Source organism: Cellulomonas sp. PhB150 (genome assembly GCF_003755175.1).
GTDB lineage: Bacteria > Actinomycetota > Actinomycetes > Actinomycetales > Cellulomonadaceae > Cellulomonas.
The window spans coordinates 573,987-587,544 of record NZ_RKHX01000001.1; the positions used below are offsets into that span (position 1 = coordinate 573,987).

Annotated in this window: 17 protein-coding genes; 11 read left to right on the plus strand and 6 right to left on the minus strand. The window is 71.7% G+C overall.

Going from position 1 to position 13,558, the window contains the following annotated elements; genetic code table 11:
• Positions 1-2: 2 nt before the first annotated feature.
• The 3 genes from EDF34_RS02750 to EDF34_RS17630 all read left to right on the plus strand — a co-directional run bounded on the left by EDF34_RS02750 (position 3) and on the right by EDF34_RS17630 (position 1,214).
• Positions 3-632 (plus strand): superoxide dismutase, encoded by a 630-nt coding sequence (locus EDF34_RS02750; protein WP_123369820.1) that lies wholly within the window; start codon positions 3-5, stop codon positions 630-632.
• Between the two features lie 72 nt (positions 633-704).
• Positions 705-908 (plus strand): hypothetical protein, encoded by a 204-nt coding sequence (locus tag EDF34_RS17625; protein WP_199737608.1) that lies wholly within the window; start codon positions 705-707, stop codon positions 906-908.
• 150 nt (positions 909-1,058) lie between these two features.
• Positions 1,059-1,214 carry a hypothetical protein gene (locus EDF34_RS17630; RefSeq protein ID WP_199737609.1) on the plus strand — a complete coding sequence of 52 codons (156 nt, stop codon included), beginning with the start codon at positions 1,059-1,061 and terminating at the stop codon, positions 1,212-1,214.
• 52 nt (positions 1,215-1,266) lie between these two features.
• Here the strand turns inward: EDF34_RS17630 and EDF34_RS02760 are convergent, their stop codons facing one another.
• From EDF34_RS02760 to coxB, 3 genes are read right to left on the minus strand one after another with little or no spacing between them, the layout of a single operon-like run.
• A complete protein-coding gene (locus EDF34_RS02760) occupies positions 1,267-1,665 on the minus strand; it encodes a cytochrome c oxidase subunit 4 (RefSeq protein ID WP_123369821.1) in 399 nt (132 codons plus the stop codon).
• Positions 1,662-3,482: a cytochrome c oxidase subunit I gene (gene ctaD, locus EDF34_RS02765; protein ID WP_123369822.1), complete on the minus strand. Its 1,821-nt coding sequence runs from the start codon at positions 3,480-3,482 to the stop codon at positions 1,662-1,664. The genes EDF34_RS02760 and ctaD overlap by 4 nt, the downstream gene beginning before the upstream one ends.
• Complete coding sequence (gene coxB / locus EDF34_RS02770; RefSeq protein WP_123369823.1) at positions 3,482-4,363, minus strand: cytochrome c oxidase subunit II; 882 nt, start codon at positions 4,361-4,363, stop codon at positions 3,482-3,484. The genes ctaD and coxB overlap by 1 nt, the downstream gene beginning before the upstream one ends.
• A 271-nt stretch (positions 4,364-4,634) precedes the next feature.
• On the opposite strand from coxB, the gene EDF34_RS02775 reads away from it, so the two are divergent.
• On the plus strand, positions 4,635-5,798 hold the full coding sequence (locus EDF34_RS02775; protein ID WP_123369824.1) for an aminotransferase class V-fold PLP-dependent enzyme: 1,164 nt from the start codon (positions 4,635-4,637) through the stop codon (positions 5,796-5,798).
• Entirely contained in the window at positions 5,795-6,013 is a 219-nt protein-coding gene (locus tag EDF34_RS02780) for a sulfurtransferase TusA family protein (RefSeq protein WP_123369825.1), read from the plus strand. Before EDF34_RS02775 ends, EDF34_RS02780 begins: the two co-directional genes overlap by 4 nt.
• 55 nt (positions 6,014-6,068) lie before the next feature.
• Here the strand turns inward: EDF34_RS02780 and erpA are convergent, their stop codons facing one another.
• Together erpA and EDF34_RS02790 are read right to left on the minus strand one after the other, a co-directional pair.
• Positions 6,069-6,419, minus strand: a complete 351-nt coding sequence (gene erpA, locus EDF34_RS02785; RefSeq protein ID WP_123369826.1) for an iron-sulfur cluster insertion protein ErpA — start codon at positions 6,417-6,419, stop codon at positions 6,069-6,071.
• A 184-nt stretch (positions 6,420-6,603) separates the two neighbouring features.
• Entirely contained in the window at positions 6,604-7,764 is a 1,161-nt protein-coding gene (locus EDF34_RS02790; protein WP_233575153.1) for a glycerate kinase, read from the minus strand.
• A 74-nt stretch (positions 7,765-7,838) separates the two neighbouring features.
• Between EDF34_RS02790 and nadA the strand changes: the two genes are divergently transcribed.
• The 4 genes from nadA to EDF34_RS02810 are packed head-to-tail and all read left to right on the plus strand — an operon-like array spanning position 7,839 to position 10,511.
• Positions 7,839-9,050: a quinolinate synthase NadA gene (gene nadA, locus EDF34_RS02795; RefSeq protein ID WP_123369827.1), complete on the plus strand. Its 1,212-nt coding sequence runs from the start codon at positions 7,839-7,841 to the stop codon at positions 9,048-9,050.
• A 10-nt stretch (positions 9,051-9,060) separates the two neighbouring features.
• The gene (locus tag EDF34_RS02800) at positions 9,061-9,660 is read left to right on the plus strand and encodes a DJ-1/PfpI family protein (RefSeq protein WP_123369828.1); all 600 of its coding nucleotides are present in this window, start codon (positions 9,061-9,063) and stop codon (positions 9,658-9,660) included.
• Entirely contained in the window at positions 9,660-9,974 is a 315-nt protein-coding gene (locus tag EDF34_RS02805; protein ID WP_123369829.1) for an antibiotic biosynthesis monooxygenase, read from the plus strand. The genes EDF34_RS02800 and EDF34_RS02805 overlap by 1 nt, the downstream gene beginning before the upstream one ends.
• 9 nt (positions 9,975-9,983) lie before the next feature.
• Positions 9,984-10,511, plus strand: a complete 528-nt coding sequence (locus EDF34_RS02810; RefSeq protein ID WP_123369830.1) for a thioesterase family protein — start codon at positions 9,984-9,986, stop codon at positions 10,509-10,511.
• Here the strand turns inward: EDF34_RS02810 and EDF34_RS02815 are convergent.
• Positions 10,508-11,863 carry a dipeptidase gene (locus EDF34_RS02815; protein ID WP_123369831.1) on the minus strand — a complete coding sequence of 452 codons (1,356 nt, stop codon included), beginning with the start codon at positions 11,861-11,863 and terminating at the stop codon, positions 10,508-10,510. The genes EDF34_RS02810 and EDF34_RS02815 overlap by 4 nt on opposite strands.
• Positions 11,864-11,895: 32 nt before the next feature.
• Here EDF34_RS02815 and EDF34_RS02820 point away from each other — a divergent pair, with 32 nt between their 5' ends.
• Positions 11,896-12,498 carry a DUF3043 domain-containing protein gene (locus tag EDF34_RS02820; protein ID WP_123369832.1) on the plus strand — a complete coding sequence of 201 codons (603 nt, stop codon included), beginning with the start codon at positions 11,896-11,898 and terminating at the stop codon, positions 12,496-12,498.
• A gap of 50 nt (positions 12,499-12,548) precedes the next feature.
• On the plus strand, positions 12,549-13,556 hold the full coding sequence (locus tag EDF34_RS02825; protein WP_123369833.1) for an aldo/keto reductase family protein: 1,008 nt from the start codon (positions 12,549-12,551) through the stop codon (positions 13,554-13,556).
• The last annotated feature ends 2 nt before the right edge of the window (positions 13,557-13,558 follow it).

Here is a 13,558-nt window from a genome sequence, read left to right on the forward strand (position 1 = left end):
GCATGGCTGACTACACGCTTCCGGATCTGGCCTACGACTACGCAGCCCTCGAGCCGCACATCTCCGGCCGCATCATGGAGCTGCACCACGACAAGCACCACGCGGCCTACGTCACGGGTGCGAACACGGCGCTGGAGAAGCTCGCCGAGGCCCGCGAGAAGGACGACTTCGCCGCGGTCAACCTGCACGAGAAGAACCTCGCGTTCAACCTCGGTGGCCACGTGAACCACTCGGCCTTCTGGGCCAACCTCTCCCCCGAGGGCGGCGACAGGCCCGAGGGTGAGCTGGCCGCCGCCATCGACGAGAACTTCGGCTCGTTCGAGGCGTTCCAGAAGCACTTCGCCGCCAACGCGCTGGGCATCCAGGGCTCCGGCTGGTCGATCCTCGCCTGGGACTCGATCGGCTCGAAGCTCGTCATCGTGCAGCTCTACGACCAGCAGAGCAACATCGCGCTCGGCCTCGTGCCGATCGTCCTGCTGGACATGTGGGAGCATGCCTTCTACCTCGACTACGTCAACGTCAAGGCCGACTACGTCAAGGCGTGGTGGAACATCGTCTCCTGGGCCGACGCTGCCGCCCGCTTCGACCGCGCGCGCACCCAGACGGCCGGGCTCATCGTCCCGTCGCTCTGACACCACCGCACGAGCCCGAGGGCCGGCTCCCCGCTCGGGGGCCGGCCCTCGGCGTACCCGGGAGGCACGACGATGAGGTCCCGCTTCGAGCACGTGGAGCGCGAGCGACGGTTCCTGGCGCCCGGTCCTCCCCCGCCGGAGGACGTCGTCGTGCGGCGGACGATCCACGACGTGTACGTCGACGGGACGCGGATCCGGCTCCGGCTGATGGTGCCGGGCCGCGACGGCAGCACGGCGGAGCGCAAGCTCACCCAGAAGGTGCCGGGCACACCCTGAGGAACCCTCACGACGTTCTACCTGTCCGAGGCCGAGCACGCTGCGCTGTCGTCCCTCCCGGGCGCGACGCTCAGCAAGACCCGGCTGAGCGTCCCGCCGCTCGGCTACGACGTCTTCACCGGCCACCTCGACGGCCTCGTCCTCGCCGAGGTGGAGTTCGGCTCCGACGAGGAAGCTGCGGCCTTCGTCCCGCCGCCCGAGCTCGTCGAGGTGACCCACGACCGCCGCTTCACGGGCGGCACGCTGGTCCGGGCCACGTCCGACGAGGTGCACGCGTGGAGGCGTGAGCTCATGCCCCCGTCGTGAGACGACGAAGGCCCCCACCGTCGTGCGGTCGGGGCCTTCGTGGAACGTGCGATCAGTGCGCGTGCTGCCCGCGGGAGTACTCGAACACCCAGCCGACGAGCGCGATGAGCCCGAGCACCACTCCGATGCCCGAGAGCCAGAAGCCCACGGCGAAGCCGAGGAACGTGATGGCGGCGGCCACGCCGATGGCGAGCGGCCACCAGCTCCACGGCGAGTAGACGCCCTGGTCGCCGGCGCCCTGCTCGATCTCGCCGTGCTCGTCGTCCTCGGGGCGCGGGTCGATGCGGCGCGACAGGAGCGCGAAGTACGCGCCGATCATGCCGACCATGCCGCCCACGAGCGGGATGCCGAGCATGCCCACGGCCTCGCCGTCGCTCCACACGCCGTAGATCAGACCGACGGGGATGAAGAACAGGACCCCGTAGAGGAAGAGCTTGGTCTCGAGCTTCACTTCTCGCCCCCCTCGTCACGACGGTCGGCCGGGCGGTCCTCGATGATCGTCGTCGTCGACTGCTCCGACTCGTCGGTCCCGTTGGCCACGCGGTCCTGCGCCAGCTCGGTCTCGCCGCGCCGGTCCGCCTCCCAGTCCAGCGGGCCCTTGGAGGGTTCCGGCTCGACGAAGTCCATCGCGGCGACCTCGGGGTGGTGCAGGTCGAACGCGGGGCGCTCCGAGCGGATGCGAGGCAGCGAGGTGAAGTTGTGCCGCGGCGGCGGGCAGCTCGTCGCCCACTCGAGCGAGGCGCCGTAGCCCCACGGGTCGTCGACCTGCACGAGCGGGGCGTTGCGCCACGTGGTGTAGACGTTCCAGAGGAACGGCAGCGTCGAGGCCGCGAGGATGAAGGCACCCACCGTGGACAGCTGGTTCATCCAGGTGAAGCCCTCGTCCGGCGAGTAGTCCGCGTAGCGGCGCGGGAAGCCGATGACGCCGAGCCAGTGCTGGATGAGGAACGTCGTGTGGAAGCCGATGAACAGCAGCCAGAAGTGCCACTTGCCGAGCCGCTCGTCGAGCATCCGGCCGGTCATCTTGGGCCACCAGAAGTAGAACCCCGCGAACATCGCGAACACGACGGTGCCGAAGACGACGTAGTGGAAGTGCGCCACCACGAAGTAGGAGTCGGAGAGCTGGAAGTCGAGCGCCGGGCTGGACAGGATGATGCCCGTCAGGCCACCGAAGAGGAACGTGATCAGGAAGCCGATCGTCCACAGCATCGGGGTCTCGAACGTGAGCTTCCCTCGCCACATCGTGCCGATCCAGTTGAAGAACTTCACACCGGTCGGCACCGCGATAAGCATCGTCATGAAGGCGAAGAACGGCAGCAGCACCGAGCCCGTGACGTACATGTGGTGGGCCCACACCGTGACGGACAGGGCCGCGATCGCGATCGTCGCGTAGACGAGGCCCTTGTAGCCGAAGATCGGCTTGCGGCTGAAGACCGGCAGGATCTCGGTGATGATGCCGAAGAACGGCAACGCGATGATGTAGACCTCGGGGTGCCCGAAGAACCAGAACAGGTGCTGCCAGAGGATGGCGCCCCCGTTCTCGGGGTTGAAGACCTGCGCGCCGAGGCGGCGGTCGGCACCCAGCGCGAACAGCGCGGCGGCCAGCGGCGGGAACGCCATGAGCACCAGCAGCGACGTCACCAGGATGTTCCAGGTGAAGATCGGCATGCGGAACATCGTCATGCCGGGCGCGCGCATGGTGACCACGGTGGTGATGAAGTTGACCGCACCGAGGATCGTGCCGAAGCCGGCGAGCGCGAGGCCGAAGACCCACAGGTCACCGCCGAGCCCGGGCGAGTAGACGGTGTTCGACAGCGGGGCGTAGGCGAACCAGCCGAACGACGCGGCGCCCTGCGGCGTGAGGAAGCCGGCGGCGGCGATGAGGCCGCCGAAGAAGAACAGCCAGTACGCGAACATGTTCAGCCGGGGGAACGCCACGTCGGGCGCGCCGATCTGCAGCGGCATGATCACGTTCGCGAAGCCGGCGAACAGGGGCGTCGCGAAGAGCAGCAGCATGATCGTGCCGTGCATCGTGAACGCCTGGTTGTACTGCTCCTTGGACTGGAACACGTCCATGCCCGGCGTGAAGAGCTCGGCGCGGATCAGCAGCGCGAGGATGCCGCCCACCGCGAACCACACGAAGGACGTGATCAGGTACATGTACCCGATCGTCTTGTGGTCGGTGGAGGTGATCCACTTGATGACGGTGCGGCCGAGCGTCTGGCGCGAGGGCGCCAGCCCGGGGATCGTCTCAACGGCGTACGCCATCAGTCGTTGCCTTCCTGCGTGGCGCTCTCGAGGTCCTGCAGGCGGCTGTACTCGAGCCCGAGGGAACCCTCCTGACCCTTGGCCTTGAGGTCCGCGATGTGCTTGTCGTAGTCCTCACGGGACACGACGTTGACGTTGAACAGCATCGACGAGTGGTACTCGCCGCAGAGCTCGGCGCACTTGCCCTCGTAGTTGCCGATCACCTTGGGCGTCAGCTGGAACGAGTTCGTCTTGCCCGGGATCATGTCCATCTTGTAGAGGAAGGACGGGATCCAGAACGAGTGGATGACGTCGCGCGACTCGAGCGTGAACCGCGTGCTCTCGTTCACGGGGAGCCAGAGCGTGACCTGGTCCTTGAGCACGCCGGTGCCGGCGGAGCCGACGTCCTGCGCGTGCTGGCCGGTCTCGTAGGCGTCGTCGTCGAGGTAGTTGAAGTCCCAGCTCCACTGCTTGCCGATGACCTCGACGTGGTTCTTGGCGGGCGTCGAGGTGTCCTGGATCGCCGTCACGTCGCGGTTCGTGTAGTAGAAGAGCACGCCGACCATGACGATCGGCAGCACCACGTACATGAACTCGAGCGGCACGTGGTAGCGCAGCTGCACGGGCAGGACGTTGTCGTCCTTGCGCTTGCGGTAGACGGCGACGCACCAGAGCATCAGGCCCCACGTGATGAGGCCGACGATGAGCGCGGCGATCCACGAGCCGACCCACAGGTTGACGATGCGACCCGTCTGGTCCGTGATCTCGTTGTCGGAGTTGCCGGGCAGCCAGCCGCGCTGCACCTCGGCGGAACATCCGCTGAGGGCGACCGCGACGACGGCTGCGAGGCCGGCCATTTTCAGGGCCGTGCGCCGCTTCCGGCGGGGGGTGTCCGGGTGCACTGGGGACCTCTCACTCGCGTCCCGTTGGCGCGCCACCCAAGGCAGGCAGCCGTCACCCGGGACCTTCGTCCTCGACCTGTGCAGCCTAGCGCGCCGACCAGCCGGTTTCGCCCCGAGGACACGACTTCGCGACACCGTGTCAGCACCGTCACACCGGTCCGCCCAGGCGTGGCGCAGCGCGGCACCGGGCACTCGCGCGTGCTCATGCGGCCCTGCGGGCTAGCGTTCCTCCGTGAGCTCCCCTGCCGACGACGCCCGTGTGAGTGCCGATGTGACGGACGCCACTACGCCTCCGGGCCCGGCGGGGCGCGTGATCCTCGACGCCGGTGGCCGAGCGCCGTTGCTGCCCGAGGCACGGGCCGCCTTCCTCGAGGCTCTCGACCAGGGGTGGGCGGACCCGCGCCGCCTGTTCTCCGAGGGGCGCCGGGCCCGGATGCTGCTCGACGGCGCGCGTGAGGCGATCGCCGCCGTCGTGGGTGCGCGCACCGAGGAGATCGACCTCGCTCCGTCGCACGTGGCCGCACTGCACACCGCGGTGCGCTCGGTGGCCCGCGGCCGACGACGGGTCGGTGCGGCCGTGGTCGTGAGCGCCGTCGAGCGCGCCGCGGTCCTCAACGCCGCCGCGTTCGTCGCGGGCGACGCGCGCGCGGTCGTCCCCGTCGACGCCGCCGGACGCGTCGACCCGGCGGCCTTCGCCGCCGCCCTGGCCGTGCCCGGTGTCGCGCTCGCCGCGCTGCAGCACGCGAACGGCGAGGTCGGCACGCTCCAGCCGCTCGACGAGGTCCACGCCGCCGCCCGCGTGGCAGGCGTCCCGCTGCTCGTCGACGCGGGCGCGAGCCTCGGGCACGTCGAGCCCTCGTCGACCTGGGACGTCCTGGCCGCGGACGCGGGCGACTGGGGCGGCCCCGCGGGCATCGGCGTCCTGGCCACCCGGCGCGGCGTGCGCCGCTCCCCCGACGGGCCCGAGGACGACGACCGCTGGTTCCCCGGCGGTGTGAGCGTGCCCGCCGCCCTCGCGGCGGCCGTCGCGCTCCAGGTCGCCGAGCAGCGGCGTGCTGCCGAGGCGCAGCGGCTGCACGCGCTCGTCGACCGCGTCCGCGAGCGGGTCGCGGCCGAGGTGCCCGACGTCGAGGTCGTCGGCGACCCACACCGCCGCCTCCCCCACGTCGTGACGTTCTCCTGCCTGTACGTCGACGGCGAGGCGCTCGTCACGGCGCTCGACGCCGAGGGCTTCGCGGTCGGCTCGGGGTCGGCCTGCACGTCGAGCGCGCTCGAGCCGAGCCACGTGCTCGCCGCGATGGGCGTGCTCACGCACGGCAACGTGCGCCTCGCCCTCCCACCCGGGACGACCGAGCAGGACGTCGACGCGTTCTGCGACGCGCTGCCGCGCCTGGTCGCCCGTGTCCGGTCCGCGCTCGGGGTGGAGGGCCTGTGACCGTCGTCGACGCGCGCGGGCTGCGCTGCCCCGCGCCGGTCATCCGGATCGCGCGCGCCGCTCGCGACGCCGCCCCCGGGACGCGCATCACCGTCCTGGCCACCGACCCGGCGGCCGTGCACGACGTGCCCGCGTGGGCACGGATGCGCGGTCACGTCATGGTCGAGAGCACGGAGACCGACGGGGAGTACGCACTCACGGTCGAGGTCGGCTGACACGACGAAGGCCCGGTCACCGTGACGGTGGCCGGGCCTTCGCGGGTGCTGGAAGTCAGCTGAACGAGCCGCCGCACGCGCAGGCGCTGCCGGCGTTCGGGTTGTCGATCGTGAACCCCTGCTTCTCGATCGTGTCGGCGAAGTCGATCGTCGCGCCCTCGAGGTACGGGACGCTCATGCGGTCGACGATGACCTCGACGCCGTCGTAGTCCTTGGTGACGTCGCCGTCGAGGTAGCGCTCGTCGAAGTACAGCTGGTAGATCAGGCCCGAGCAGCCACCGGGCTGCACGGCGACGCGGAGACGAAGGTCGTCGCGGCCCTCCTGCTCGAGGAGGCTGCGCACCTTGTCCGCGGCGAAGTCGGTGAGCAGGACGCCGTGCGTCGCAGTCTCGGTGGTCTCGCTCATGGGTATCTCCTGGGTGCTGGCGGGCGGTGCTCGGGCCCGGGTCCCGCGATGCAGCGACCGCCGACCCGTTCTTGGTCGGCAACACCCGTGCTCGCGCGGTTGTTCCCGGCCGTTCGTTCCGATCCAGCGTACGTCTCCGGGGCCGGATCGCCGCATGACGTCCGCCACACCACGCCGGTGCGCGTCAGCGCGACCAGGTGCGAGCGACCCGTTCCGCACGCCGCTCGAGCGACCCTCCGGCGTCGGCGAGGGCGACCTCCACCTCGTCGGGACCCTCCGCGACCGCGTAGGCAGCGGTCACCCCCGCGGCCGAGAGCTCGCGGCGACCGACGAGCACCTCTCCGGCCAGGACGACGGCCGGCACCGCGTGCGCGAGCGCCCGGGCGGCGACACCGGTCGTCACCTTGCCGTGCAGCGACTGCCAGTCGAACCGCCCCTCACCGGTCACGACGACGTCCGTCGCCGCGAGCCGGTCGTCGAGCCCGACCGCGTCCGCCACGAGCGTCGCGCCCGGCACCAGGCGCCCGCCGAGCAGCGAGAGCCCGAACCCGAGCCCGCCCGCAGCGCCGGCACCGGGAGCCGTGAGCAGCCGCCGCCCGGCGCCCCCGCCGGGGCCGGCGAGCAGGTCGGGGCGCAGGGCGTCGCCGAGCGCGTCGATCGCGGCGTGCGCGAACGTCGCGAGCGCGCGCTCGAGGTCCTGCGCCTGCTCGGGTGTCGCACCCTTCTGCGGTGCGAACCCGGCCGACGCACCCTGCAGCCCGAGCAGGGGGACGTCGACGTCCGTCGCGACGACGAGCTCGACGCCCCGCAGCCGCTCCCGCAGGTCACGCAGCCCGACGAGGTCCGCCGCCGTGACCTGGGCGAGCGCCCCACCGCCCGCGGCGAGGGCCGGTAGGTCCAGGCCCAGCCCGACGAGCGCGCCAGCGCCCGCGTCGTTCGTCGACGACCCTCCCAGGCCGACGACGACCCGTCGGGCACCGGCCCCGATCGCCGACGCGATCAGCTCGCCGACGCCACGCGTCGAGGTGAGCGTGGGATCGCGACGGTCGGGGGGCACGAGCGACAGGCCCAGCGCGTGCGCTGTCTCGACGTAGGCCGTGTCGCCGACGAGCAGGATCGCGGCAGGCACCGGGGTGCCCAGCGGACCGGCCACCGTCGCGGCCACGAGCGACCCGCCGAGCGAGGCGTGCAGCGTCTCGACGAAGCCGGGTCCCCCGTCGGACAGCGGGCACACGGTCACCTCGTCGTGCGGCGCGGCCCGCCGCCACCCCGCGGCGATGCGGTCGGCGGCCTCGCGGGCCGTCAGAGCGGTGCCGAAGGAGTCCGGAGCGATGAGCACGTCCACGCCGGAGATCGTGACATGCGCCACCCTCGACCGAGGCCCATGGCGCGGGGGTCACCGTGTGGGAAGATCGCGCCGTGAGCATCGCGACCTCCGCTCCCTCCCCCGTCGGCTTCCCCGAGCCCGCCCCGTCGGCCCTGCTGCTGCTGGGCCGCGGCGTCGACCTGGCCTCCGAACGTGGCGTCGAGTGCGTCGGCGACCTGCCGTCCCCGAGCGACCCCGACCTGGTCGAGCGCGCCCGCGCGGCGCGAGCCGCACTGGGCGACCGGGCGTTCATCCTCGGCCACCACTACCAGCGCGACGAGGTCATCGACTTCGCCGACGTCACGGGCGACTCGTTCAAGCTCGCGCGCGAGGCGGCTGCCCGGCCCGACGCCGAGTTCGTCATCTTCTGCGGCGTGCACTTCATGGCGGAGTCCGCGGACATCCTCACGTCCGACACGCAGCAGGTGATCCTCCCGGACCTGGCGGCCGGCTGCTCGATGGCCGACATGGCCGCGATCGACCAGGTCGAGGACGCGTGGGACGTGCTCGTGGACGCGGGCGTGGCCGAGCGGACCGTGCCCGTCACGTACATGAACTCGACCGCCGCGATCAAGGCGTTCACCGGCCGGCACGGCGGCACGATCTGCACGTCCTCGAACGCGCACGTCGCGCTGCGTTGGGCGTTCGACCAGGTAGGCGGGGTGGACGGCACGGGCAAGGTCCTGTTCATGCCCGACCAGCACCTCGGCCGCAACACCGCGGTCCGCGAGCTCGGTCTCTCCCTCGAGGACTGCGTGGTCTTCGACCCGCGCAAGCCGAACGGAGGGCTGACGACCGAGGAGCTCGAGGCCGCGCGGATGATCCTGTGGCGCGGGCACTGCTCGGTGCACGGCCGCTTCTCGGAGCGCAACGTCACCGACATCCGCGCCGCCGCCCCGGGCGTCACCGTCCTGGTGCACCCGGAGTGCAAGAACGAGGTGGTCGAGGCGGCCGACATGGTCGGCTCGACGGAGTACATCATCAAGGCGCTCGACGCCGCCCCCGCCGGCTCGGTCTGGGCGATCGGCACCGAGCTCAACCTCGTGCGCCGCCTCGCCGCCGCGCACCCGGACAAGCAGGTGCACTACCTCGACTCCACGGTGTGCTTCTGCTCGACCATGAACCGCATCGACCTGCCGCACCTGGTGTGGGCCATGGAGTCGCTGGTCGCCGGGCGGACGGTCAACAGGATCGTGGTGGACGCCGACGACGCGCACTGGGCCCGCGTCGCGCTGGACCAGATGCTCGCCCTGCCCGGGTACTGATGAGCCGCTCATGAGCACCGGGAACGCGCTGCGCGTCGGCATCTTCGTGTTCGACGGCGCCGAGGAGCTCGACGTCGTCGGCCCCTACGAGGTCCTGGCGGCGTGGAGCAAGATCTCCCCCCTGCACCCGGAGGTCGTGACCTTCTCCTGGGACGGCGGGGGCATCCGCTGCGCGAAGGGGCTGTGCCTCGTCCCCGACCTGGCCGCGCCCGAGGTCGGCCCGCTGCACGTGCTCGTGTACCCGGGCGGCCACGGCACCCGCGCCCTGGCGGCGGACCCCGAGCACCTCGCCTGGGTGCGGGAGATGCGCGAGCAGACCCCGCTCATGACCAGCGTCTGCACGGGCGCCCTCGTCTACGCGGCCGCCGGTCTGCTGTCCGGCCGCACGGCGACCACGCACTGGAGCGCGTTCGACGAGCTCGTCGCGTTCGACCCGAGCGTCCTGGCCGACGACGAGTCGCGCTACGTCGACGACGGCGACGTCGTGACCTCGGCGGGCGTCTCGGCCGGCATCGACATGGCGCTGCACCTCGTCGCGCGGCTCGACTCGGTCGACGTCGCCCGCGCCGTGCGCCGCGAGATCCAGTACGACCCGGCTCCCCCGATCTGATGCTGGACGCGCCCGTCCTGGAGCACGCGCTGCTCCCCGTACGTGCCGGCATGTCCGCCGAGTTCGAGGCCGCCATGGCCGACGCGCTGCCGATCATCGAGGCGGTGCCCGGCTGCCGCGGCGCTCGCGTGAGCCGCTGCCTCGAGCGGGCGGACGCCTACCTGCTGCTGGTCGGCTGGGACTCGGTCGAGGCGCACACCGACGGCTTCCGCGGGTCGCCGGCCTACGAGCGCTGGCGTGCGCTCCTGCACCACTTCTACGAGCCGTTCCCGGTGGTCGAGCACTTCGTCGACCTCGAACGTACCCGTGAGTAACATCGCCTCGTGACCCGTACCCTGCAGCTGGCGCTCGCCACCTACCGCCCTCGCAAGGCCGTGCCCGGCCAGGGCCTGCTCGACCCGTCGGTGACGCGCATGCGCGTCTGGCCGACCGACCTGGACCTCTACCGGCACGTGAACAACGGCGTGTACCTGCAGTGCATGGACGTGGGACGTAGCAACTTCCTCGCGGACCTCGGCTCGTTCACGGCGCTCAACGAGAAGCACTGGTACCCCGTCGTCGCCGCGCAGACCATCAAGTACCGCCGGTCCCTCACGCTCGGCCAGCGCTTCGAGCTCACGACGACCGTCCTGGGCTGGGACGCGCGCGTGGTCTACCTCGAGCAGTCCTTCTCCCGCAACGGCGAGCACGTCGCGCGGGGCGTCGTCGCGGGCCGCTTCCTGGGGCGCGGCGGCGAGCGGGTCGCCGCGCCGGACGTCGTCGCGCTGATCACGGGCGGAACTGCGGAGAGCCCCGCGCTGCCCGACGACGTGGCCGCCTGGGCGCGGGCCGTGGATGTCGCCGCGCGCTAGCTGCCCGCGAGCCGCTCGAGCAGGAGGGCCTCGGCCAGCACGACCTTCTCCAGCTCGGCGAGGTGCACCGACTCGTCGGCCCCGTGCGCGCGGCTGTCCGGGTCCTCGACCCCGGTGACGAGGATCGAGGCCGACGGGTAGACGTCGAGCAGGTCGGCGATGAACGGGATCGACCCGCCGATGCCGATGTCGACCGGCTCGGTCCCCCACGACTGCGCGAACGCCCAGCGTGCCGTCTGCATCGCGGGCGAGTCGGCGGGCGCGAGGAACGGCTTGCCGGCCTCCCCGTCGCGGACGGTGACCTGAGCCCCGAACGGCGCGTGCTCAAGCAGGTGGGCGCGCAGGGCGTCCATCGCCGCAGCCGGGTCCTGCCCGGGCGCGAGGCGCACCGAGAGCTTGGCGGTGGCGCGCGGGGTGATCGTGTTGGAGGCGCTCGCCACCCGCGGCGCGTCGAACCCGATGACGCCGATCGCGGGGCGCGTCCACAGCCGCGCCGTGAGCGGGCCGGTACCCGCGAGCCGCACCCCGTCGAGCACACCGGCGTCGGCGCGGAACGCCGCCTCGTCGTAGTCGACGGTCGGGTCGGGCGCGTGCACCAGTCCCGCGACGGCCACGTCCCCCGCGTCGTCGTGCAGCGTGGTGATCAGCCGCGCCAGGAGCGTGGGCGCGTCGAGGACCGCGCCGCCGAACATCCCGGAGTGGACCGCGTGGTCGAGCACGGCGACCTCGACCTCGCAGTCGACGAGCCCCCGCAGCGACGTGGTCAGGGCGGGCGTGCCGACGGCCCAGTTGGCGGAGTCGGCGACGACGATGACGTCGGCCTCGAGCTCCTCGCGGTGCGCGTGCAAGAACTCGACGAACGTGGGCGAGCCGATCTCCTCCTCGCCCTCGACGAAGACGGTCACGCCGACCGCGAGGTCCTGGGCGAGCACCCGGAGGGCGCCGACGTGGGCGATCACGCCCGCCTTGTCGTCGGCCGCACCGCGTCCGTACAGGCGCCCGTCGCGCTCGGTGGGCTCGAACGGGGGCGTGTGCCAGTGGGCGTCGTCGCCCGGGGGCTGGACGTCGTGGTGGGCGTAGAGCAGGACGGTCGGCGCGCCGGCCGGTGCGGGGCGCCGCGCGATGACCGCCGGCCTGCCCGTGCCGACGCGGGTGATCTGCACGTCGTCGATGCCGGCTCCGCGCAGCAGGTCGGCCACCGCCTGCGCGCTGGCAGCGACGTGCGCCTGGTCGAACTCGGCGTTCGAGACGCTGGGGATCCGGACGAGGTCCTCGAGGTCGGCGCGCAGCGCGGGGAACGCGGCGGAGGTGCGGGTACGGAGCTCGGCGGTGCGGGAGTCGTCGGTGGTCACGCTTCGTCACGGTACTCGACTACCCTGGCGGGGTGTTCGGACGTGACAAGGACCCCGTGACCGCTCTCTCGACCCCCTCGACGGGCGACGAGTCGAACCCGACCGAGGTGTCGGGCAAGGGCCGTCCCACGCCCAAGCGCAAGGTCGCCGAGGCCGCGAACAAGCGCCCGCTGGTGCCAACCGACCGCAAGACGGCCGGCAAGGCGAACAAGAGCGCGTCGCGCGAGGCCCGCAACCGCGAGTACGCCGCCATGCAGACCGGCGACGAGCGCGCGATGCCGCCGAACCACCGCGGCCCCGTCCGCAGGTACATCCGCGACTACGTCGACGGCCGCTGGAACCTGGGCGAGTTCTTCCTGCCCATCGCCGCCGTCTTCCTGGTCCTGCAGATCAGCCTCGCGAAGTCGGCGCCCAGCCTGGCCGCGCTCGCCGTCATGATCCTGTACGTCTACGTGATCTTCGCGATCGTCGACGGCTTCATTATGTGGCGCGGCCTGCGCAAGCGCCTGCGCGCCAAGTTCGGCGAGGACAAGCTCGGCCGCGGCCTGGTCATGTACTCCCTGATGCGCTCGTTCCAGCTGCGTCCGACGCGTCTGCCCAAGGCCCAGGTCAAGCGGGGCACCAAGCCCGAGTGACGCAGCCGGTCGGGGCGCGCGCGCCGTCCGACCGGACGTAGGGTCGTTGCATGGTCAACTACCGAAACCTGGGCCGCTCCGGCCTCAAGGTCACCGAGATCACCTACGGCAACTGGCTCACGCACGGCTCGCAGGTCGAGAACGAGCAGGCCACCGCGTGCGTGCGCGCCGCGCTCGACGCGGGGATCACCACGTTCGACACCGCCGACGTCTACGCGAACACCAAGGCCGAGTCGGTCCTGGGCGAGGCCCTCAAGGGCGAGCGCCGCCAGAGCCTCGAGATCTTCACGAAGGTCTTCTGGCCCACCGGCCCCAAGGGCGCGAACGACTCCGGCCTGTCCCGCAAGCACATCCTCGAGTCCATCGACGGCTCGCTCGAGCGGCTGCAGACCGACTACGTCGACCTTTACCAGGCCCACCGCTACGACCACGTCACGCCTCTCGAGGAGACGATCCAGGCGTTCGCCGACGTCGTCCGCCAGGGCAAGGCGCTCTACATCGGCGTCTCCGAGTGGACCGCGGACCAGATCCGCGCGGGCCAGGAGCTCGCGACCCAGCTCGGCTTCCGCCTGGTCTCGAGCCAGCCGCAGTACTCGATGCTCTGGCGCGTCATCGAGGCCGAGGTGGTCCCGACCTCCGAGGAGCTCGGCCTGTCGCAGGTCGTCTGGTCCCCCGTGGCCCAGGGCGTGCTCACGGGCAAGTACCTGCCCGGCCAGCCGGCACCCGAGGGCTCGCGCGGCACGGACGACAAGGGTGGCGCGCAGATGATCAGCCGCTTCCTGTCGCAGGAGGAGACGCTGCGCCGCGTGCAGGACCTGCGGCCGATCGCCGACGAGCTCGGCCTGTCGATGGCCCAGCTCGCCGTCGCCTGGGTCCTGCAGAACCCGAACGTCGCCTCGGCGATCATCGGCGCCTCGCGGCCCGAGCAGGTCGCCGAGAACGTCAAGGCGTCCGGCGTCACCATCCCGGCAGAGCTGCTGGCCCGGATCGACTCGGTGCTCGGCGACTCGGTCGTGACCGACCCGCGCGAGACCGAGAAGAGCTCGCCGCGCCTCTGAGG

Excerpts from the sequence above, each read along its gene's own strand:
- EDF34_RS02750 (WP_123369820.1), top strand. The coding sequence starts at position 3 with ATGGCTGACTACACGCTTCCGGATCTGGCCTACGACTACGCAGCCCTC.
- EDF34_RS17625 (WP_199737608.1), top strand. The coding sequence starts at position 705 with ATGAGGTCCCGCTTCGAGCACGTGGAGCGCGAGCGACGGTTCCTGGCG.
- ctaD (WP_123369822.1), bottom strand. The coding sequence starts at position 3,482 with ATGGCGTACGCCGTTGAGACGATCCCCGGGCTGGCGCCCTCGCGCCAG.
- erpA (WP_123369826.1), bottom strand. The coding sequence starts at position 6,419 with ATGAGCGAGACCACCGAGACTGCGACGCACGGCGTCCTGCTCACCGAC.
- EDF34_RS02800 (WP_123369828.1), top strand. The coding sequence starts at position 9,061 with ATGAGCACCGGGAACGCGCTGCGCGTCGGCATCTTCGTGTTCGACGGC.
- EDF34_RS02805 (WP_123369829.1), top strand. The coding sequence starts at position 9,660 with ATGCTGGACGCGCCCGTCCTGGAGCACGCGCTGCTCCCCGTACGTGCC.
- EDF34_RS02825 (WP_123369833.1), top strand. The coding sequence starts at position 12,549 with ATGGTCAACTACCGAAACCTGGGCCGCTCCGGCCTCAAGGTCACCGAG.